The organism is Candidatus Obscuribacterales bacterium (assembly GCA_036703605.1).
Classification (GTDB): Bacteria; Cyanobacteriota; Cyanobacteriia; order RECH01; family RECH01; genus RECH01.
Genome location: DATNRH010000267.1, coordinates 1 through 19347, shown reverse-complemented (window position 1 = coordinate 19347; position 19347 = coordinate 1). Strand labels below are relative to the sequence as shown.

21 protein-coding genes are annotated in these 19347 nt (G+C 50.3%); 15 read left to right on the top strand and 6 right to left on the bottom strand.

Annotated features, from left to right (window positions below):
• The 11 genes from V6D20_05585 to V6D20_05535 form a co-directional block, all read left to right on the top strand.
• A partial coding sequence (locus V6D20_05585) for a SulP family inorganic anion transporter (protein ID HEY9815263.1) occupies positions 1 to 834 on the top strand: 834 nt, incomplete at its 5' end.
• Between the two features lie 377 nt (positions 835 to 1211).
• The gene (locus tag V6D20_05580; protein ID HEY9815262.1) at positions 1212 to 1553 is read left to right on the top strand and encodes an NADH-quinone oxidoreductase subunit K; all 342 of its coding nucleotides are present in this window, start codon (positions 1212 to 1214) and stop codon (positions 1551 to 1553) included.
• On the top strand, positions 1550 to 3079 hold the full coding sequence (locus tag V6D20_05575; GenBank protein HEY9815261.1) for a cation:proton antiporter: 1530 nt from the start codon (positions 1550 to 1552) through the stop codon (positions 3077 to 3079). Before V6D20_05580 ends, V6D20_05575 begins: the two co-directional genes overlap by 4 nt.
• Positions 3076 to 3465 (top strand): Na+/H+ antiporter subunit E, encoded by a 390-nt coding sequence (locus V6D20_05570; protein HEY9815260.1) that lies wholly within the window; start codon positions 3076 to 3078, stop codon positions 3463 to 3465. Before V6D20_05575 ends, V6D20_05570 begins: the two co-directional genes overlap by 4 nt.
• Positions 3462 to 3713: a hypothetical protein gene (locus V6D20_05565; GenBank protein ID HEY9815259.1), complete on the top strand. Its 252-nt coding sequence runs from the start codon at positions 3462 to 3464 to the stop codon at positions 3711 to 3713. The genes V6D20_05570 and V6D20_05565 overlap by 4 nt, the downstream gene beginning before the upstream one ends.
• The gene (locus V6D20_05560) at positions 3710 to 3988 is read left to right on the top strand and encodes a monovalent cation/H(+) antiporter subunit G (protein ID HEY9815258.1); all 279 of its coding nucleotides are present in this window, start codon (positions 3710 to 3712) and stop codon (positions 3986 to 3988) included. The genes V6D20_05565 and V6D20_05560 overlap by 4 nt, the downstream gene beginning before the upstream one ends.
• Entirely contained in the window at positions 3981 to 4643 is a 663-nt protein-coding gene (locus V6D20_05555; protein HEY9815257.1) for a DUF4040 domain-containing protein, read from the top strand. The genes V6D20_05560 and V6D20_05555 overlap by 8 nt, the downstream gene beginning before the upstream one ends.
• On the top strand, positions 4640 to 5302 hold the full coding sequence (locus V6D20_05550; protein HEY9815256.1) for a Na(+)/H(+) antiporter subunit B: 663 nt from the start codon (positions 4640 to 4642) through the stop codon (positions 5300 to 5302). Before V6D20_05555 ends, V6D20_05550 begins: the two co-directional genes overlap by 4 nt.
• A 179-nt stretch (positions 5303 to 5481) precedes the next feature.
• Positions 5482 to 6471 (top strand): ABC transporter ATP-binding protein, encoded by a 990-nt coding sequence (locus V6D20_05545; GenBank protein HEY9815255.1) that lies wholly within the window; start codon positions 5482 to 5484, stop codon positions 6469 to 6471.
• 321 nt (positions 6472 to 6792) lie between these two features.
• On the top strand, positions 6793 to 7047 hold the full coding sequence (locus V6D20_05540) for a hypothetical protein (protein HEY9815254.1): 255 nt from the start codon (positions 6793 to 6795) through the stop codon (positions 7045 to 7047).
• 18 nt (positions 7048 to 7065) lie between these two features.
• Positions 7066 to 8343 carry a hypothetical protein gene (locus V6D20_05535; GenBank protein ID HEY9815253.1) on the top strand — a complete coding sequence of 426 codons (1278 nt, stop codon included), beginning with the start codon at positions 7066 to 7068 and terminating at the stop codon, positions 8341 to 8343.
• Between the two features lie 73 nt (positions 8344 to 8416).
• On the opposite strand, the gene V6D20_05530 is transcribed toward V6D20_05535, so the two are convergent.
• The gene (locus tag V6D20_05530) at positions 8417 to 9379 is read right to left on the bottom strand and encodes an aldo/keto reductase (protein HEY9815252.1); all 963 of its coding nucleotides are present in this window, start codon (positions 9377 to 9379) and stop codon (positions 8417 to 8419) included.
• Between the two features lie 280 nt (positions 9380 to 9659).
• Between V6D20_05530 and V6D20_05525 the strand changes: the two genes are divergently transcribed.
• Complete coding sequence (locus V6D20_05525; protein HEY9815251.1) at positions 9660 to 9851, top strand: hypothetical protein; 192 nt, start codon at positions 9660 to 9662, stop codon at positions 9849 to 9851.
• Between the two features lie 129 nt (positions 9852 to 9980).
• On the opposite strand, the gene V6D20_05520 is transcribed toward V6D20_05525, so the two are convergent.
• Positions 9981 to 10904, bottom strand: a complete 924-nt coding sequence (locus V6D20_05520; protein HEY9815250.1) for a tetratricopeptide repeat protein — start codon at positions 10902 to 10904, stop codon at positions 9981 to 9983.
• A 399-nt stretch (positions 10905 to 11303) separates the two neighbouring features.
• Here V6D20_05520 and V6D20_05515 point away from each other — a divergent pair, with 399 nt between their 5' ends.
• Both V6D20_05515 and V6D20_05510 read left to right on the top strand, forming a co-directional pair.
• Positions 11304 to 11537: a hypothetical protein gene (locus V6D20_05515; protein HEY9815249.1), complete on the top strand. Its 234-nt coding sequence runs from the start codon at positions 11304 to 11306 to the stop codon at positions 11535 to 11537.
• A gap of 161 nt (positions 11538 to 11698) precedes the next feature.
• Positions 11699 to 11875, top strand: coding sequence for a hypothetical protein (locus tag V6D20_05510; GenBank protein ID HEY9815248.1), 177 nt, complete (start codon positions 11699 to 11701; stop codon positions 11873 to 11875).
• A gap of 276 nt (positions 11876 to 12151) precedes the next feature.
• On the opposite strand, the gene V6D20_05505 is transcribed toward V6D20_05510, so the two are convergent.
• Both V6D20_05505 and psbP read right to left on the bottom strand, forming a co-directional pair.
• Entirely contained in the window at positions 12152 to 12760 is a 609-nt protein-coding gene (locus tag V6D20_05505) for a nucleoside triphosphate pyrophosphatase (protein HEY9815247.1), read from the bottom strand.
• Positions 12761 to 12829: 69 nt separating this feature from the next.
• The gene (psbP, locus tag V6D20_05500) at positions 12830 to 13369 is read right to left on the bottom strand and encodes a photosystem II reaction center PsbP (GenBank protein HEY9815246.1); all 540 of its coding nucleotides are present in this window, start codon (positions 13367 to 13369) and stop codon (positions 12830 to 12832) included.
• Between the two features lie 847 nt (positions 13370 to 14216).
• Here psbP and V6D20_05495 point away from each other — a divergent pair.
• On the top strand, positions 14217 to 17441 hold the full coding sequence (locus V6D20_05495) for a PAS domain S-box protein (GenBank protein HEY9815245.1): 3225 nt from the start codon (positions 14217 to 14219) through the stop codon (positions 17439 to 17441).
• Between the two features lie 20 nt (positions 17442 to 17461).
• On the opposite strand, the gene V6D20_05490 is transcribed toward V6D20_05495, so the two are convergent.
• Positions 17462 to 17905, bottom strand: a complete 444-nt coding sequence (locus V6D20_05490) for a hypothetical protein (protein HEY9815244.1) — start codon at positions 17903 to 17905, stop codon at positions 17462 to 17464.
• Between the two features lie 133 nt (positions 17906 to 18038).
• On the bottom strand, positions 18039 to 18968 hold the full coding sequence (aroF, locus tag V6D20_05485; GenBank protein HEY9815243.1) for a 3-deoxy-7-phosphoheptulonate synthase: 930 nt from the start codon (positions 18966 to 18968) through the stop codon (positions 18039 to 18041).
• Positions 18969 to 19347 lie beyond the last annotated feature (379 nt).

Here is a 19347-nt window from a genome sequence, read left to right as displayed (position 1 = left end):
AACTTCATGTCGGGCTTGTTCGGCGGTATTGCTGGAGCTGGAGCAACCATGGGCACGGTTGTTAATATCCAAACAGGTGGGAAAACAGCACTCTCGGGCTTAACTCGGGCGGGTGTGCTTTTGGTGGTCATTTTAGGAGCTGGCAACCTAGCAGGTATGATTCCCTTAGCCGTTTTGGCAGGTATTGCCCTCAAGGTTGGGATTGATATCATTGACTGGAGTTTCTTGAAGCGAGCCCATGAGGTGTCGGTCAAGGGCGCTCTGATTATGTATGGGGTGATTATCCTGACGGTTCTGGTAGACCTAATTGCAGCCGTGGGGATTGGGGTCTTCGTCGCCAATATTCTCACCATTGATCGCATGAGTACGCTGCAGGCAAAGTCTGTGCAAACCATTACGGATGCTGATGATGCCGTTTTAATCGATGCGGATGAAAAGCGCTGGTTGGATGAAGCCAATGGTCGTGTACTGCTGTTCCAATTGAGCGGGCCGATGATTTTTGGTGTGGCGAAGGCGATCGCTCGTGAACATAATGCGATCGGTGACTGTGATGCCATTGTGTTTGACTTAAGTAATGTCCCACACTTAGGGGTAACGGCGTCCCTTGCCCTCGAAAATGCCATCCAAGAAGCTGTGGAAAAGCGCCGCTATGTGTTTATCGTGGGAGCAGCCGGGCAAACCAAGCAGCGATTAGGGAAGTTGAAGGTCTTTGAGTTAATTCCCCCCCAAAATCTTTATATGGATCGGGCGGCAGCACTCAGAGAAGCGGTTACCCAGGTGTTTCCAGATGTACATGAGCCACCCTTGGATACGGATGCTTCTGTGACTATCTAATCTGCAAGGAGCAAACTTGATGGGGAGGATTTCTTAGCGAAAGAGTGCCTTACGGCAACACCTGATAGCACTCTACAACAATGTTATCTAAATCTCACGATACGATGCGTTACGGCTACGTCTAATAGCGCTCTACACAGCGGTTTATGGATCCCCATTGACTTGCAACAATTAGAGTTCAGCGTGGGTTTGCATCCGTTTAACCCACGCACTTCTTTTATATCCATGATTGACGTTTACCTATAGGTCTGTCGGTTGAGTTTTCAAGACTATCGTCCTGCTCAATTAATCCAAGATGATTCATTTAGCAGGATTACTCCCACACCATAGCCTCTGAGCGATCGCTCTCCCTGGTCTCATACCCTCGCCTAGTCACTATGTCATTTTTAGAAGCTTGTGTTTTTGCAACGGTTCTATGTGGATTTTTCGGCATTATTTTGAAAAAGAACTTAATGATGAAGATCATCTCCATGGATGTGATGAGCACTGGGGTGATCGCTTACTACGTGCTGGTTGCTGCGCGAGGAGGATTATTTACCCCCATTGCGTCTGATGTACAGCCGGGAAGCTATGCCGATCCGGTACCCCAAGCGGTGATTTTAACCGCGATTGTGATTGGCTTTTCCATCCAAGCTCTCATGCTAGTCGGTGTTATGAAGCTAGCAAGAGATAACCCCACTCTAGAGAGCAGTGAAATCGAGAAGAACAACACACCATGAGCAACATCTTATCGACCGGACTTGAGCTATTAACCCAAAGAATAGCGATCGCTGACCCCATATCGGTTGCGCTGCAGGATACCGCTCCCGTGGCGGTCGTTTGGATGGCGATTCCATTTTTCGTGGGCTTTAGCGGCTATCTGTTGCCCAAATTTCATCGCTACCTAGCCCTAGGAATCGCCCTGATATCCTTGGTCTACGGACTTCAGCAGCTATGGGCTCCTGCGCCGCTCACTGTCCAACTCCTGGATCGGTTTGGCGTCACGCTGTTCATTGATTCCTTGAGCGGCTATTTTATTGTCACCAATGCTCTCGTGACTGCGGCGGTGGTTCTCTATTGTTGGCAAACGGGCAAGAGCGCTTTTTTTTATACTCAGATGATCATCCTGCACGGCAGTCTCAATGCTGTGTTCATCTGTGCGGACTTCATTAGTCTATATGTAGCGCTAGAAGTGATTGGTATTGCTGCCTTTTTGCTAATTGCCTACCCCCGTACTAATCGTTCAATTTGGGTGGCGCTGCGCTATTTATTTGTCAGTAATACGGCCATGCTGTTTTATCTGATCGGAGCGTTGTTGGTCTATCAATCTAGCCATACCTTCGCCTTCACCGGATTGCAGGATGCCCCCACAGAAGCGATCGCTCTGGTGATGTTAGGACTCTTAACCAAAGGCGGAATTTTTGTCTCTGGACTGTGGCTACCGCTAACGCATTCTGAAGCAGAAACACCCGTCTCTGCTCTGCTCTCTGGAGTTGTTGTGAAAGCAGGGGTGTTTCCCTTGGTGCGCTGTGCCTTGATGATGGAAGATATGGGGCCACTACTCGGCATCTTCGGAGTGGGGACGGCTATGTTGGGTGTTGCCTATGCTGTGGTGGAAACAGATACAAAGCGGCTCTTGGCCCTCAGTACCATTTCCCAGCTCGGCTTTGTGCTGGCGGCTCCGGCGGTGGCTGGGTTCTATGCCCTCACCCATGGTCTGGCGAAAACCACTCTCTTTTTAATCAGCGGTAATCTACCGAGTCGTAGTTTTCAGACCCTGCGCCAAACGCCGCTCTATGCACCGCTATGGACAGCCTTGGCGATCGCTTGTCTCTCAGTAGCGGGCTTTCCACTATTAGCCGGATTTGGGGCCAAAGTTCTGACGCTCAAGGCGCTAGAGCCTTGGCAGGCGATCGCCCTGAACCTCGTGGCAGTGGGAACAGCGATCGCCTTGTCTAAGTTTCTGTTTCTGCCGGTTGCCACCCAGTCTAAGGATGCTGCTCCCCATGCCATGCATCAAAGTTTTTGGTGGGCGATGGTTCTCCTCTTGGGCAGCTTGGTGGTGGCTAATGGTCTACATTTGGAGGTTTATACCGTCACCGAAATGGCCAAAGCCTTGCTAATTCTGGGTGCTGGCTGTCTAGTGCATCTTGTGCTGGTTCAGCGCCTAGCTTTGAAGCTGCCACGCATGTTTGAGCGTTTAGAGCATCTCATTGGCATGATGAGTCTGACGTTAACTGCTCTCTTTTGGATGGTGTTGACATGATTGCCTACTTAGACCTGCTGCTGCGATTAGTTATTTGGTTTTTGCTCACCGCCGACGGTAGCTTAGCCAATATCATCATCGGCATATGCGTGGCGCTTCTGTTACCGCGAGGCTATACGGCATCGTCTACCCTGCGGGATTGGCTCCATGTCCTCTGGGAAATCATCGTTGCTATCCCCATTGCCTACAAGGAAGCGATTGAAATTATGCTGCGTCCCCATCGCCAAGAAGCGATCGCTATGCAACGGGTAAAACCCAATCGTTCTCCTGGGCTGATTTTTCTAGATATTTTCCTGATCACCTTCACGCCCAAAACCATTGTTCTCCACTATCACGAAGATGGTCGGTATGAAGTTCACCAAGTGGCACGGAGGTCTAAGCCATGAACTGGGTGATCACGATTATGATCCTGGCGCTACTCATTCCCATCTATGAGGCTTGGCAAGACAACAGTATTTGGCAAAAAATGTTGGCCTTCGCCAGCATTGCCACCAAAACATCCATCATGATCTTAGTAGTCTCTGTTTTGCGGGATGATTGGATGATTGGCGTGGTAGGTGTGTTGATTTTGAGTGTGGGCAACGCTGCTCTAATGCTTCTGGCTCATGTTTTACGACGGATAAACGACCTATGATTGATACCCTAAGCTATACCTTGATCAGTATTGGGTTAGTGTTCTGGTTTTGGGGAACTTGGCCATTGCTGGGCGATCGCTCTGTCTTGTTCAAACTCCATAGCCTATCCGTATCCGACACCCTAGGCTCCATGAGCATCGTCGTGGGGCTATTGCTCAAAATTCCCCGAGAATGGCCGTTGCTGGTCTTGGCGCTGATTTCGTTAGCCATCTGGAATACCGTACTTGGCTATGTGTTGGCCTACTGTTCGACCCGAGGAGGAGAGGATGCCTGAGATTTTGACAGATGAGTTTTATATCCTAGCGATCGCTCTTCTGCTGCCCTTGACTGCCTGCATGTTAGTTTCCCAGGTCAATCCCTATCACGCCTTGGTGATTCGCGGCATTTTGGGAGCGGTGGCCGCCTTGGTCTATGCCTTGTTTGGGGCGGCTGATGTGGCCCTGACTGAAGCCCTAGTCGGCACCATGTTATCCATCACCCTCTATGCCGTCGCGGTGCGATCGTCGATGAGTATGCGGCTGGGTGTCCTGGATTCTAAGACCACTGAGCATCCTCTGCCATCGATGGATTCTGTGCTAGCGGCTCTGCGCCCACCGCTAGATAAGTACTACCTACGCCTTGAAGTTGTTCCTTATTCTAATTTGCAAGATCTCCATACTGCCCTGCGCGACCAGGAGGTTCATGCTATCTGTGAATCCTTGGAGCCACGGCAAACCCAGCCTGCATCATTAACCGTGGATGATTCAACCCTTGAGAACCATGAACCGTCCTACCGTCTGCACATTCGCGTTCGGCGGCTCTACAATATTCTCCAGGCTGCTTTGCCGGATGCGATCGCCCATTTAACCTACGTAAACGTTGCTGCATCTAGTGCAGCAGCATCTCATTCAACATCCAGTATTGCTAAACCCGTGGAGGGACACCTGTGAAGTGGATTTACATTGCAGCGGGAATCGCAACCTATCTTAAAATGCTGGTCTTGCCCAACCTCACCCTAGACACCACCGAATTGTCGATTGTGGAAATGGTGATGCAGGATAGCGGTGTCCCCAATGCCGTATCGGGCATTATTTTCAGAAACCGTGTTTACGACACGATCTTCGAGGTGGTTGTATTTACCTTGGCCATCATGGGGGTTCGCTTTCTCTTGGCTGATGAACAACCCACCACCACGATCTATCAATTTACCGATCATCCCTCCATCGTCTTAGCCCGCTTAGGAGCCACGATCGCTGCCTTGGTGAGCATTGAACTAGCGCTGCGAGGTCACCTGAGCCCCGGTGGCGGATTTGCGGCGGGGGTGGCTGGGGGAACGGCCATTGGTTTGGTAGCGATCACCTCGTCGTCGCAATGGATGGAAGCCATCTACCAACGCTGGCACGCCGCCACCTGGGAGAAAATTGCCGTCCTCATTTTCATCATCCTAGCTGTCCTCGCCCTAGTGGGCATTGAGCCGCCCCATGGCAATCTGGGAGCCTTAGTCAGCGGTGGCTGGATTCCAATTCTCAACCTGTTGGTGGCAATCAAGGTGGCGCTGGGGTCTTGGGCGGCAATTCTACTGTTCATCCGGCATCGAGGATTGTTGTAAGCCATTTTTGTAAACTGCCTGCTCAACCTGGTAAACAACCTGGGCATACTTAGACCATGTCAGCTTGCTCCAGGGAAATACCCTTGGGAATTTTGGTTGTTGGATGGGTGCCTTGTTAAGATAGCGAGTGTCATCCATCTGCCTCGCCCTGTTTACCATTCCTACCCGTTTGTGATGCCATGAGTTCTACGGATGTTGAAGCACCCCACGCACCTGAACCCCAGTCTAGCGATCGCCCCATTGTGGTTCAGGTTGAAGCATTACAGAAGGCCTACCGCACGGGCTTTTGGCTCAACCAAACCGTTGTGCCGCTCAAAAACTGTTCGCTGACGGTCTACCAAGGCGAAACCTTTGGGTTGCTTGGCCCCAACGGCGCGGGCAAGACGACGTTGCTGAAAACGTTGCTGGGCATTGTGCGTCCCACCAGCGGTCGCGGTCTGTTGCTGGGTCAACCCTTGGGCGATCGCACCGTAAAACAGCAGGTGGGCTACCTACCAGAAAATCCCTACTTCTACGATTACCTCACCGGCTGGGAGTTTTTGGAATATGCCGCTGGGCTCTTCCGCATTCCTCGGTCGGTGCAGAAAACCCGTATTCCTGAACTGCTAGATTTGGTAGGATTGGCGAAATCTGCTGCCATCAAAAAGCAGATGCGCAAGTACTCCAAGGGAATGCTGCAGCGGGTGGGCATGGCCCAAGCGCTGATTAATGATCCTGATGTGGTGTTTTTGGATGAACCCATGTCGGGTCTAGACCCCATGGGTCGCTACCAGATTCGCGAAATCATTGTGTCGCTGAAAGCCCAAGGCAAGACTATTTTCTTCAATAGCCACGTGCTCTCGGATGTGGAACTGATTTGCGATCGCATTGCCATCTTGGCTCAAGGTGAGTTGCTATGTGTCGGCTCCATTACCGAACTGGTCGGCGTCACGGAAGTCTATGCTGTGCGGGTGAGGGGCGGCAATGCTGAGGTGCTCCGTCAGTGGATCCCCGACTTGGAAGCCGATGATGGCGTTTGGCACGGACACCTGAAGGGCGAACCCCAAGACTTTCTTGCTAGTCTACGGCTGATGAGTGCCCAGTTGCTGAGTATGCAGCTCGCTCGCCCAAGTCTAGAGGAATTCTTTGTCCAGCAATTACGTCAGCGTGGCATCTATACCAGTCACTAACAACAGGGCTAATTAGGTGTGACGATTCTCTGTTCCGCAGAGTTGCTATTGCTGTTAATTTTAGGTTGTAAGATCATTGTTTATACAGATTTGACAGAAAGTCAGTAAGGGCGATCGCTCTCAGGTTGTTTGCCCTGCGGGAAATTGTGCTCGATCACGCGTGGAATGAGAAACTGCTGCGAGTTTTTGTGCGGTAGGAGGGAGTGATCGTTAGCTTAATTTTTGGTGGACGAATATCTGGAAAACTAGCTGCTAAAATTTAATTTTCAGATTTAGAGTTATGCTGCGTTAGACTCTATAAACCAATGATAAATGGTCACCATGCTTGATTTTGATAAAATTTTGCTTAGCGTAAAAGATCCACAAATTCAGAAATACTTAGAAGAAGCCATTAAAAGCTATCGAATTGGCAATTATCGCAGTGCAATTCTTGCGGTATGGATTGCGACAATGTTTAACCTTGTTAAAAAATTTGATATTTTGGTAAAACAATGCGAACCTACTGCTACCGAACAATGGAAGAAGCTAGCACCTAAAATAGCAAACCATCAAAATTGGGAGCAGGCACTTATTTAGGCAGCTAAGGAATCTGCGATGATTAGTCGATACGAAGCGAATACTCTGGAATCCCTTAGTAAGACCAGAAATTGTTATGCACATCCTTCATTTGATGAAACAGGAGATTTATTTGATCCAACGCCTGAAGAAGTTCGCTACTTTATTAGGACGCTTTATGATATTGTTCTTTCTCAACCTGCTCAGCTAGGAGCATTTTACGTCAATCAATTACTTGAATCGATTAAAAAAACACATTTTTTCCCTGACCAACCATTTCCATATAAGCTAACACAATTAAAAGATTGTGTAGTTGACAAAGTCAGTCGAACAAATTCTAAGCAAATTCCACGCCTCATTAAAGAACTATTTAAAGCCCTTAGCTCACCTATTAGCAAAGAACATGAACTCAATATTCTTTGCTTTTTGGTCAATATATGGGGTGCAAAAAGTGAATTACAGTTTTCGGATGCAATTTCAAATGAAATTTCAAATTCTTGGAATGAATATATTCTAGAACAAGAATTGAGTCTTAATATTAATATTTTGGAAGGAATTCTAAACTATCCAGAATGTATTAATGAACTTTCTAAACATGCTCAAGAAGTAATTAAGTCAGTTTTTAGATCACAAATTTTACCGTATGGAGAAATATCAAGAAAGTCAGCTGCTCAGTTTCTTGCCGCCGCGGATACTGTCCCTCTTGCCAAGGATTTACTGGAGGAAGCATCAAGCTTAATTCCATTAGATGATCTAATTGAATTAAGTGGGCATTATAAATATTTATTTGGAAGCAAATTTACAGAAATATTTGGTCAAGACATCCTTAAAAAAGCAAGGCAAGCTTTAAAAACGCAAAATGGGTATAAGGTAAAACCTGCGCTTTCTGCTCTCCGTGTATGTCGAATGTGGGACTTAGCAGATACCCTTCCAGAGGCAGAGCAAGTAAGCTTTGCAAATGAATTAATTGTATCGCTCAACTCTAGAAACTTCGAAACCATGAGCTTGTTAAGCTTTGACAGTCGAGGGGAAATTCCTATTAAATGGGTCAAGCTATTACTTGAGCAATGGGAAGACAATTTATCTAAGGACTCTTTAAAGGAAAAATTGCCTTACTACCTAGAAAACTATTTGGGATTGGTGGAACGTTATACAAATGAGCTTGGTAGTTATGAAAAAACAAAAGAGGCTGTTCAAGTTATTGTCGAATCAGCTAGTCAAAACTCTCGTGCTTCTGAAAGCGTTGCAAAGCTAGAAGCTAATGAGTTTGCATGGGACTTTTGGCAAGAGTTACTTGTTAAATATAGACTTGGGTAGCACGTAGAACGGCGTTGTCTTCAAGATTCAGGGTTCTAGGAGGGGGTGGATGCGATCGCCCCCCTGCTATCTCTTACCCAAATGACCACATCACCGGATTGTCATCTAGGTGGTCGGCGACGCTATGACCCATCTCATCGATCGCTTTCCGATCGCTCTCGTCGAGATGAACATCAGCAGCGATCGCATTTTGTCGCACTTGGTCAGCATTGCGAGCACCGGCAATCACGCAGGTTTGGGGCTGCCCCATCAGCCAGGCCAAGGCTAGTTGCCCTAGGGTGATGCCGTACTTGTCCGCCAGAGGGCGCAGTTGGGCGATCGCTGCTTGGGCACGGGCGTAATGCTCGGGTTGGAAGAGTTTGTTCTTGGCGCGGATGTCGCCTTCAGCAAACTGATGATCGGGGCCAAATTTGCCGGTGAGCAGTCCTTGAGCCAGGGGCGAGTAGGCCAAGATAGTGATGTTGTGCTCGATGCAGTAGGGCATGGCATCAGCTTCCACATGCCGCCAAAACAGCGAGTAGGGTGGCTGCAGGCTATCAATGCGTCCATACTCAGCCGCTTCTTCGAGCTGGGCGCGGGAGAAGTTGGAGACGCCGATGGCGCGAATTTTGCCTTGCTCTTTCAGTTCCACCATGGCCCGCATGGTTTCGCTAATGGGCACCACGTCGCTGTTGAAGGAGCCGGAGGGCCAGTGAATTTGATACAGATCAATATAGTCGGTTTGCAAATGCTTGAGGGAGCGATCGCAGGCTTCTAGCACCTCAGAATATTTCATGTGGTTGGCGAATACCTTGGTGGCATAGACCACGCGATAGCGGCGGTCTGACAGCGCCTTGGCCACTAACTGTTCTGAATAGCCATCGCCGTAGACTTCTGCCGTATCAATGGTAGTGATGCCTGCGTCAACCGCTGCCTGGATAGCTGCGATTACTTGATCGTCCTCAATACCCACCCAGCCACGTTTCCCTGCTTGCCAGGTACCCATCAAAATTGGCGTAATCTGCAGGTTGGATTGTCCAAGTTGGCGCGTTTGCATGAAGAAGCTCTGAGAAGGTCAGCGGGGTGACAACCATCACCTGTGCGGTCACAGATTGACAGAAATCCCCATCAATAGGATAGAACACCTAATTTTAGTTTCGCAAGCACAAGGTTCGTGTTGGGGAAGATTGTGACTCAATTTCTGGAAACATTGCACAAATGATTTTTCTTCATCCGATAGAAATCATGTGGGCTAAATAAATCCGTTAGACAACCAAGCGATCGCATTTGGGCTTGGCTCACGACACTAATCATTTACTCGTGGAGCATACTTAGCCATGACTAACAACCCATCTCACTTGTTATCCAGCTCTGTAGCTGGCAAATTTCTCTGCATTCTAGCCATCATCTTACCTGTTCTAGGCGTGGTATTAATAGCCAGTGCTCAATCTGATGAACCTGTCACGGAAAAACGTCAGAGCGATCCGATTATTCCACCACCAGCCTACATCGCGTCGCCCTTGCTGTAAATCTGGTACAGGCTGATGTTTGGCAAATGGTACTTGCTAAACATCAGCTCTATCTAACATTAGTAGAGCTTGGATGAGTTAGCGTTAGCGTAACTCATCCTACAAGTACACCAGATTTATCTTCGTCCGTCAAGCTGTTCCATGATCTTTTCCTGGTTCAGAATAGTTGTGAATAAATTGAAACGCTTGCGCCTGCCACACGGCAACCTCTGGCCATTGCCAGGGCCATTGAGCTGCATCCGATGAATTAGACTTAGATCCATCTAAACATGTTTGCCAATAGTGTTTAGCAGAGTCCAGGTTGCCTATAGCTTCATAGACCTGAGCTAACAGACAATAGGAGGCAGTTGAGGATGGATCGAGGGCGATCGCTTGCTGGAGTTGCTCTAAGGAGCGATCGTATTGTCCCAGTAAATAGAGCGCCCAACCTAGATTTTTATGGAGAGATACTCGAATTAATGGTTCTTCAATTTCATCTTCTAGACAGTCTTCCAAAGGTTGCAGTGCTGCCTGGGGTTTTCCTTCTAAAATATTCAGTCGAGCTAAGTTACAGATGGCTGCATAGGCTCCCTTTCCTTGAAAATCCCTAGCCTTTTTGTAGTGAGATTTAGCTTTCTCGTTCTGCTGCAGTCGCTCGTAGGTCGTGCCGAGGTTATAGTGAGCGTTGGCGTAGTGGGGATGGAGGGCGATCGCTGCCTGAAAATACTGGACGGCAATAGCGAAGTTCCCGGACATATATTCATCAAATCCCTTTTGGTTAAGCTGTTGAGCTTCATCCTCTAGCTGGGGCTGAGGTACGGTCATCTGTGGACGATGGCCCGCAACGACGCGAATCAGGTCTGATCGTTTTAGCTTTTGCCCATGGTAGTCAGGCAATGCCTGCGTGAATACGTCACAAATCCGTTCGATGTGTTTGCGGACGGTAGGTTCGCTCACCTTCATCTCCTTGGCAATCTCCGCATCTGATGCACCCACTAAAAGGTTCTCCAAAACCTGTTTTCGGCGCGGCGTCAAGCTCTGAATCACATCATCGATGGAAGACGTAAGCATCATCAGGATCCTGAATGGGTTATACGATAGCCGTTGTTCGGACTAACTCCCCATTCTATGCCACAAATGTGACTATTGCCTACCGTCTGCCGCTGCCCTGCGCTTCTGCCACGCACGTGACAGACTCAAGAATGTTTTCTCAGCCATGAGCAGCACCTGTGATTCTACTTTGCCATAGCCGCCATGAGCTTGACAAGACTATGATAGATTTGTAGCAGTTTGTGACAAGACAGGCTCTAAAGACTAAAACCTTGACAATCTTACAGAGGGTTGAGATTATGTAAGTGTCACAAATGTGAATACAACCTGAGTTGCTGTCGAGCCTTGTTCCGGGCGTTTTTGTGCCTGGTGGTGATCCACCTAGCGATCGCAGCGCCCTCGCCATCTACAGGAGTCGGTATTATGATTTTTGATCCGAATTACAGTCTTTTGGTTAATGCCTGCATTGCCGCATTTAAGTGGCTGTTGTGGCTCGGAACTGGGTTTGCGATCGCCTATATTTTGGCAGCCTGCCTGGGTGCCCATTGGGCCTTGAGCCTGCTCATGATGCTCGCGACTCATCTCAGTGTCCCGATGATGAGTATTGCTCTTTGTTGGGGAGCGTTTGTGGTGGTGGTGGAGTCATGGCGTTCATGATGGTCGCCATAACGTTAGTGCTGTGTGATGTTGAATATCTAATTAGCTGGCAAGCCGTGCAAGAAGTCTGATGTGTGAACAGTCTTGCCATACAGCGCTCAAGCTAAACCTATTGTAGTGCCAGATTTTTAACTCTTTGAGCCTATAACCTGGAGGTCACCATGTCGTCATGTAGCTGCGAAGATACCCGTAAGTGTAAATTTATCCAAGATCGCAACAATCCCGATCGCTATGTCTGTTTGCCCTGCGGCAAGGTTCGTGAAACAAACCAAGGCTGGGGAATAGGATTTTGGGAATGGTTGATTCCCTGCAGTATTGTTCTGCTTATGCTTCTTTGAGACGTTGCTGAAGAGTCGTCAACCAGAAGCTCTACAGGTAAGAGACAGGTAGGATGCGTGAGCAATAGCATAACGCATCCAAGCTTTGCAATATAAGATAGGTAACGTAGTTAATCATGCCAAGACAGCGCGTTACGGCTTTGCCTATCAGCACTCTAAATCAGTTTAGGGTGTCTTCCTACTCATTCAGAAGCGTTAAGAATGCCAAAAGTGTTGCACCAGTAGAATGCGTTAGCGATAGCGTAACGCATCCAAGTTTTACTCGTTCAGCAATCGTTAAGACTGCCAAAAGTCGATAATATCGTAGTCTAAATCCGCCAGCATGGATCGCAGTAAAGGCAGACTGAGACCAATCACATTGGTGTGGCAGCCCACCAATTGTTCTACAAAGAAACCGCCCTGACCTTCGAGGGCGAAGCATCCGGCACAGTTGAGGGGTTCTCCCGTGGCTACGTAGGCGGCAATTTGGCGATCGCTGACCTTAGCAAACTGAACTTGGGTCATTTGACTGCGGGATAGGGTTTTACCCTGCCGCCCATCAATCAAAACGTGTCCTGTATACAGTTCTCCTACCCGACCGCGCATCTGTTGCCAACGGGCGATCGCTTCTTGGGCATGGGCAGGTTTACCGTGGATTTCTCCATGGAGTGCCAGCACAGAGTCACAGCCTAGCACCAGCCAATCCGGGTTGTCTTGAGGAAGTTGAGCGGCGATCGCCTCCGCCTTGCCCCGAGCTAGAGACTGGACTAGCTCGGCGGCATTATTCATGACGATCTGATCTTCATCAAAATCGCTGGGCATGACCACTGGATCGATGCCCGCACCTTGGAGAAGCCGCCGTCGGGCTGGGGAGGCTGACGCTAAAATGAATCGTGGACGTTGCATCTGGCGTTGAATCCATAGGGTAAGACAAGATGCCGGAGTGAAACGAATGAACCGGGAATTAACCTAGGATTAATAGGCCTTAAACGACGCCACAACTTGGCGGAAGGTGTCTCGCATTTTGTCCCAGCGATTTTCTGTCGTCGATGCATTGAGGGTGAATAGCTTACCCCGACGCACCACCACGCTAGCTAAGTTATGACGGTTTTGGGTGGGTAACTCGACGGCATATTCCAGAAGATAATAGAGTTCACCATCCAGATCTCGTTCCGCGGCACCCACAAGTTCTGCTTTGCGATCGCTACCCGCTGATGTGATTACTTTTTGGGCGAGGCGCTGCCCCACCTCGGTCGGCGTGCCGAGGTCGCGCAAACTTTGCCCTTCTGGAACGGGGCTGATGACGACACTGACGTTTTCGGACTCCTGGATGATGTCATGAAAAACAATGTCGGGGCCATTCTCCACCTTGGTTTCTACCCAGCCGTTGGGGTAGAAAAATTCATAGCCATCATAGCTATCGATATAACTGTTTAAGCCTGCCCCGGCTGAAACACAGCTCTGCAAACCTAGACTCACGATTACCAGCAGTAGCAGTGCCATTCGCTTCAGCATAATTCTTCCTTGCCTTAGTCCATCAACTGATCCAATGTCGGCAGTTCCGTCAGGGAATCGCCACCGTTCTATTCTCCCATTATGTTGGATTCTACAAAATCCCTTTCCAGCAACGATCGTTGAGAGGTTTAAGAATTTTTCAGCCTATTCCCTTCACATCTTGCTTCTCGGGAGCGATCGCTCTCCCGTCTGAGCCTCCGATCTCAGAAGAATTGAGGTTAATGGTAGTTTGGCTTACATTCTCTCTCCCAGGGAAACGCAGTATAGTGAAGCTAACGATTCAGGGTAACGCATTGACACATGATTCAGCAGACGGTTTAGCCTTAGGCGATCGCCATCTCTTGGCATCTCTAAGTACCCAGATCCATACATTGCCGTCTAGCGATCAGGGTGTTTTCAGTTCCTCATGACTGATATGAGGCAGACTCATATCTCAAGCTCTGATGATCGATCCTAGGCTGTTCAAGCAGTTCACCGCCTACTCACGGGTCGATCAATGCTTCAGGCTGGATGAACTGGATGAGATGTCTCACTATTTCTCTAGATTAAGGTGTTCACAAAGGCAGGCGATCGCGCTCAGACAAGCTAGGATTAGCCTAGTCTTTCTCCTTTTGGGAGATGGCTAGGTCAGCACAAGGCTGTCTGCAGCTACGAGCTAGCATTGGATGCATCACATTGCGTGAATGAAACGTCCGTCTTTGGGACACCTTCACGACAGAGAGGGGAGCGATCGCCTTCCCTAGGGGGTCAAGATCTCAATGCAACGGACTAGAGCTGACCTGATATCGGTATCCAGATGGTGAATTCTGTTGTTTCGGCCGCATTGTCACACGAGCCACCTCGCGCTATGGACGACCATGAAAAAACCCATGACCAACTGCTGGCAGAACTCACTACACTGCGGCAGCAGGTTGCCCAATTAGAAGCAACGATTGAACAATCGTCCATCGATGGGTCTATCAAGGCCCCGTCTATTCCATCCGATATTCTCGACCAAGCGTTGATGGGCTTTTTCCAAAGCACGGTGGATGGCCGGTATCTGCAAGTAAATCAAGCGATGGCAAAGCTTTTAGGCTATGAGTCACCCGCGGCCCTCATAGAGACGATCACTCAGATTGATCAACAGCTCTATGTGAATGCAGCCGATCGCGATCGCTTCAAGCAGCAACTACAAGAACAGGACGTCATTACAGAGTTTGAAGTCCAAGTCTATCGCCGGGATGGCAGCATTATTTGGCTTTCTGAAAATGCTCGGGCGGTGCGGGACGACCAAGGGGCGATCGCCTACTACGAAGGTATCAGCACCAATATTACGGCCCGGAAAACCACCGAGTTTGAGCTACAGCAGATCCAGAGCGAGCTAGAGCGCATCATTGAAGAACGCACCACCGCCCTACAGCTTTCGAATGTCAAGCTTTCGGCAGAGGTGGCCGAGCGTCAACAGGCGGAAGAAGCCCTGCGGGATGCCCGTAACCAACTGCAGGCGATTCTCGATGCAGTGCCTGGTATCGTGTCTTGGATTACCTCCGATCTGCGCTACCTCGGGGTAAACCGCCACTTGGCTAGCACCTTTGATCTGCCCGTGGAAGCCTTCACGGGGCAAGATATTGGCTTCCTGGAAAGCAGTCAGGAATTTAAGTCCTTTGTGCGCGACTTTTTTGCTTCTCCCGATCAAGATGCCTTCCGACAAGTGGAAGCAGTGGTGAAAGGCGAGACGCGCTTCTATCTGATCGTGGCCCAGAAGTATGACCAAAATCGAGCTGCGTTCACCGTCGGTATTGATATCACCAAGCGCTATGAGGCCGAGTCTGCCCTGCGGGATGCGGAACAGAAATATCGCAGTATTTTTGAAAATGCTGTGGAAGGAATTTTCCAAACCACCCTGGATGGACATTTTCTTAGCACCAACCCGGCCCTAGCGCGTATCTACGGCTACGATGCCCCGGATGATTTGGCCAATGGGCTGCCGGATATTAGCAATCAGCTCTATTTCGACCCATCTCGTCGGGAAGAGTTCATCAAACAGCTCCATCGGGATGGGGCGGTGGTTCGCTTTGAGTCTCAGGTGTATCGCAAAGATGGCAGCCTCATCTGGATTTCAGAAAATGCCCGCATAGTCTATAACGAAGACGGTAGCCCAGCTTACTATGAAGGCACGGTTGAGGACATTACCGATCTGAAGCGGGCGGAGGAGGCTCTGCAGCGGGCCAATGAGGAATTGGAAAGCCGGGTGGAGGAGCGTACGGCTGCTTTGCGGGATGCCAACCATCGTCTACGCATTGAAATTACCGAACGGCAGCGGATTGAGATGGCGCTGCGGACGTCGGAAGCAGAACTACGCGCACTGTTTGCGGCGATGCCTGATGTAATTGCTGTGTTTGATGGCAACGGCACCTACCGCAAAATTATTTCCACCAATTCGGAGCTGCTCTACCGCCCCCATATTGAACGGTCGGGAAAAACGGTGTACGAGGTCTTGCCGCCGGAGCAAGCCACGTTGTTCATCATCCACATTCAGCGATCGCTCAACACCAGCAAAACCGTGAATTTGGAATACTGTCTGCCCGTGTTCTCGTCAAGCCAACAGAACGCGGATGATACACCCCGCAGTGCCTGGTTTAGCGCCAGCGTTTCCCCCTTGCCCAACAACTGTGTGCTGTGGGTGGCGCGGGATATTACGGAACGTAAAATGGCAGAGCAGCGGCTGCAGCAGGCGGAAGAAAAGTACCGCAGTATTTTTGAAAATGCAGCGGAGGGAATTTTTCAAACCACACCGGATGGACAATGCCTCAGTGCTAACCCGGCTTTAGTGGAAATGTATGGCTATGGGTCGCCAGCGGAGTTTATGGCTGCGGTGCCCGATATCAGTAAGCTCTATGTCCATCCCCAGCATCGGGCCGAGTTAATTGCTCAGTTGGAGCAGTGTAATGTAGTGTCGCAGTTTGAAGCCGAGGTCTATCGCAAAGATGGCAGCGTGATTTGGACGTCGGAAAATGTGCGGGTGGTGCGCAATGAGGCAGGCGAGGCGCTGTACTACGAGGGGACGGTGCAGGATATCACCCAGCGCAAGTATGCAGAAGAGGCGCTACGCGACTCGGAGGCCAAGGAGCGAGAGAAGTCTCAACAGCTTGAGCAAGCGCTACGGGATTTGCAGCAAACCCAGACGCAACTGGTGCAAAGTGAGAAGATGTCGAGTCTGGGACAGTTGATGGCGGGGGTGGCCCATGAAATCAACAATCCCGTGAACTTTATTTATGGCAACCTGGCCTACGCCCGCAACTACACCCGAGATATGTTGCGGCTGATTCAGGCCTATCAACGGGCCTATCCTGACCCAACGCCGGATCTGCGCCAGGAAACCGAGGATATTGACCTCGGCTTTTTGATGGAGGATTTGCCCAAGCTGTTGGGGTCGATGCGCCTAGGGGCTGAACGCATTCGCGAAATTGTGCGATCGCTCCGGAGTTTTTCGCGCCATGATGAGGCCGATCTCAAAAAAGTGGATGTTCACGATGGGTTAGACAGCACCCTGCGGATTTTGCAGCATCGTCTGAAGGCGGATGGGGGCAAGCCGGCGATTCGGGTGGTCAAAGACTATGGGGAACTGGTGCCGATCAAATGCTTTGCCGGGCAGCTCAACCAGGTGTTTATGAACATTCTCAGCAATGCCATTGATGCGCTGCGCGATCAGGAGCTAGCCGTTGGGCTGCACCGAGATCCCACCGATCCAGACTATGAGCATCCAGAGCATCTGACCTCGATTAGCGAAATTCGCATTCGGACGGAACTGTCGCCGGACAGCGATCGCGTCATTATCCACATTGCCGATAATGGCCCAGGCATTCCGCCCGAGGTGCAACAGCGTATTTTCGATCCTTTCTTTACGACGAAGGAAATCGGCACGGGTACCGGTCTGGGGCTGTCGATCAGCCATCAGATTGTGGTGGAGCGCCATTGTGGGCAGTTGCGCTGTGTGTCCAATCCAGAGGACGGCACGGAGTTTGCCATTGAAGTACCGGTGAATCCTGAAATTCCTGAAGAATGGGGCGATCGCGACAAGTCTCGTTCCTAGGGGGCGATCGCGCTGGGCCTCTAAGCTTCTAGCAACTTCCGCAAGCGACGGATATGCACAGCTCGGCTGGCGATGGTTACAGAACCATTCTCTAAGACGACGTAGACCTTACCCGACACTAAACGGCCAATGGCCGATCGTTCATAGACCGTGACGTCGTCGTCCAGTCCTCGGGGTGCTTCAACCTTTTTGTACCCCATATCGGCTAGCTTGCCCTCCAACTCCTTCATCACCTTGGCGGGTTTGGCGGCCGTCATGGAAAACTCAATGGTGCGGTTGAAATACCCTCCCAGTCCGCCAGCAAACAGTCCTACTACCAAGCCTAGCTGCTGGGGCAATCCGGTGGAGATGGTGATACTCAGCACCCGCGATGCCATAAACGTGGTGACAAAGGCGGTAGCGACGAAGTAATACATGAAGGTTGAGGCAAAGCCTGGCCCAAATTGTCGGGTGCGATCGCTCATACTGGATGACCACCTACTCAAGACTGCGCATCAAAACTGCTAACAGTGTATCGGTATTGAGCACCTGCAGTCCGATCTCTAGGAACCAGTCCCCAGAGATCGGACAGGATTAGCCATAAAAAAGGTTGGCTTGTTAGACCAACGTGAGGTGAGGCATGGGTTCAACAGTGGCAATGGAGCGGCCCACAGCCGTGGCGATCGCCCGCAGGTTATTGACCAGGTCTACCATCTCGTCTAAGGACAGGGACTGCCGTGCATCGGAGACGGATTGCTCCGGTTGGGGATGGCATTCCACCATTAGACCATCGGCTCCACAGGCGATCGCCGCACGGGACAGGTCAGCCACCAGTTCACGCTTGCCGGCCGCATGGCTGGGATCGACGAGCACTGGTAGATGGGTCAGTTGCTTCAGCGCCACCACGGTACCGAGGTCCAAAACATTACGGGTGTAAGAATCGAAGCTGCGAATCCCCCGTTCACAAAGGATGACGTTGGGATTGCCGTGGCTGAGAATATATTCAGCGGCCATGACGAATTCTTCTAGGGTGGCGGCTAAACCTCGCTTCAGGACGACGGGCTTGTTCACCGTGCCCACGGCTTTCAGCAAGTCGAAGTTTTGCATATTGCGGCTACCAATTTGCAGCACATCAGCATGGGCTGCCACCGCTTCGATTTGGGCGATCGCCATCACTTCGGTGATCACAGGCAGGCCGTAGCGATCGCGCACGCTGGATAAAATCTCTAGGCCCTCTTGCCCCATACCTTGGAAGGAGTAGGGCGAGGTGCGGGGTTTGTAGACGCCGCCGCGCAGGGCTTGGACAGGTGCCGTGGCTAGGCGACTGGCCACCGCTTCCATCTGGGCAAGGCTTTCCACGGCGCAGGGGCCACCCACGATCAGCAGGGGCTCTCCGCCGACCGAAACGGTGTCCGACAGAGCAATGATGGAGCGATGATCGGCGTGGGCTTTAGCGGCGAGGGTAGCTTGGTGCATGGGATTTGACATGGGTTGAAGTTCCGTAGATTGAGGATGAATCCGTAAGCGATCGGGACGGGGGATGACCAACAAAAAACCCGGAACCTAGGGGGCTCCGGGTTTGTGAATAAGCGCATGGCTAAGTCACCCGGAGGAGGATCGGGGCCAAAAAAAGTAGGTGTTAAACAAGGATGGGAAGGAGAGCATGGGATGAATCGTGGGTGACGGTGGATAGAAAACAAAAAACCGCAGGCGTTGCGCTTGCGGTTCACTTCGAGGTTCCATGAAAAGATGGACTCACTCCAAGTGAACCTTGATAAACCAACCATAAAATCGAGCGGCGGGACGTGCCATGACGTTCAATACCTGTGTGAAGCTGAAAAATCTATATGCCTAGAAGGTAACTGATCTGTGCTGAAAACGTCAACCTCACACCTTGAGTCCCAACCGTCTCATAGCAAAACGTTAC

What these genes read in the sequence shown, in the direction of transcription:
- V6D20_05515 (HEY9815249.1), top strand. Translation starts at nt 11,304, where the DNA reads ATGATTTTTGATCCGAATTACAGTCTTTTGGTTAATGCCTGCATTGCC.
- V6D20_05545 (HEY9815255.1), top strand. Translation starts at nt 5,482, where the DNA reads ATGAGTTCTACGGATGTTGAAGCACCCCACGCACCTGAACCCCAGTCT.
- V6D20_05540 (HEY9815254.1), top strand. Translation starts at nt 6,793, where the DNA reads ATGCTTGATTTTGATAAAATTTTGCTTAGCGTAAAAGATCCACAAATT.
- V6D20_05505 (HEY9815247.1), bottom strand. Translation starts at nt 12,760, where the DNA reads ATGCAACGTCCACGATTCATTTTAGCGTCAGCCTCCCCAGCCCGACGG.
- psbP (HEY9815246.1), bottom strand. Translation starts at nt 13,369, where the DNA reads ATGCTGAAGCGAATGGCACTGCTACTGCTGGTAATCGTGAGTCTAGGT.
- V6D20_05510 (HEY9815248.1), top strand. Translation starts at nt 11,699, where the DNA reads ATGTCGTCATGTAGCTGCGAAGATACCCGTAAGTGTAAATTTATCCAA.
- V6D20_05530 (HEY9815252.1), bottom strand. Translation starts at nt 9,379, where the DNA reads ATGCAAACGCGCCAACTTGGACAATCCAACCTGCAGATTACGCCAATT.
- V6D20_05520 (HEY9815250.1), bottom strand. Translation starts at nt 10,904, where the DNA reads ATGATGCTTACGTCTTCCATCGATGATGTGATTCAGAGCTTGACGCCG.
- V6D20_05570 (HEY9815260.1), top strand. Translation starts at nt 3,076, where the DNA reads ATGATTGCCTACTTAGACCTGCTGCTGCGATTAGTTATTTGGTTTTTG.
- V6D20_05555 (HEY9815257.1), top strand. Translation starts at nt 3,981, where the DNA reads ATGCCTGAGATTTTGACAGATGAGTTTTATATCCTAGCGATCGCTCTT.
- V6D20_05525 (HEY9815251.1), top strand. Translation starts at nt 9,660, where the DNA reads ATGACTAACAACCCATCTCACTTGTTATCCAGCTCTGTAGCTGGCAAA.
- V6D20_05490 (HEY9815244.1), bottom strand. Translation starts at nt 17,905, where the DNA reads ATGAGCGATCGCACCCGACAATTTGGGCCAGGCTTTGCCTCAACCTTC.
- V6D20_05560 (HEY9815258.1), top strand. Translation starts at nt 3,710, where the DNA reads ATGATTGATACCCTAAGCTATACCTTGATCAGTATTGGGTTAGTGTTC.
- V6D20_05575 (HEY9815261.1), top strand. Translation starts at nt 1,550, where the DNA reads ATGAGCAACATCTTATCGACCGGACTTGAGCTATTAACCCAAAGAATA.
- V6D20_05565 (HEY9815259.1), top strand. Translation starts at nt 3,462, where the DNA reads ATGAACTGGGTGATCACGATTATGATCCTGGCGCTACTCATTCCCATC.
- V6D20_05535 (HEY9815253.1), top strand. Translation starts at nt 7,066, where the DNA reads ATGATTAGTCGATACGAAGCGAATACTCTGGAATCCCTTAGTAAGACC.
- V6D20_05580 (HEY9815262.1), top strand. Translation starts at nt 1,212, where the DNA reads ATGTCATTTTTAGAAGCTTGTGTTTTTGCAACGGTTCTATGTGGATTT.
- V6D20_05495 (HEY9815245.1), top strand. Translation starts at nt 14,217, where the DNA reads ATGGACGACCATGAAAAAACCCATGACCAACTGCTGGCAGAACTCACT.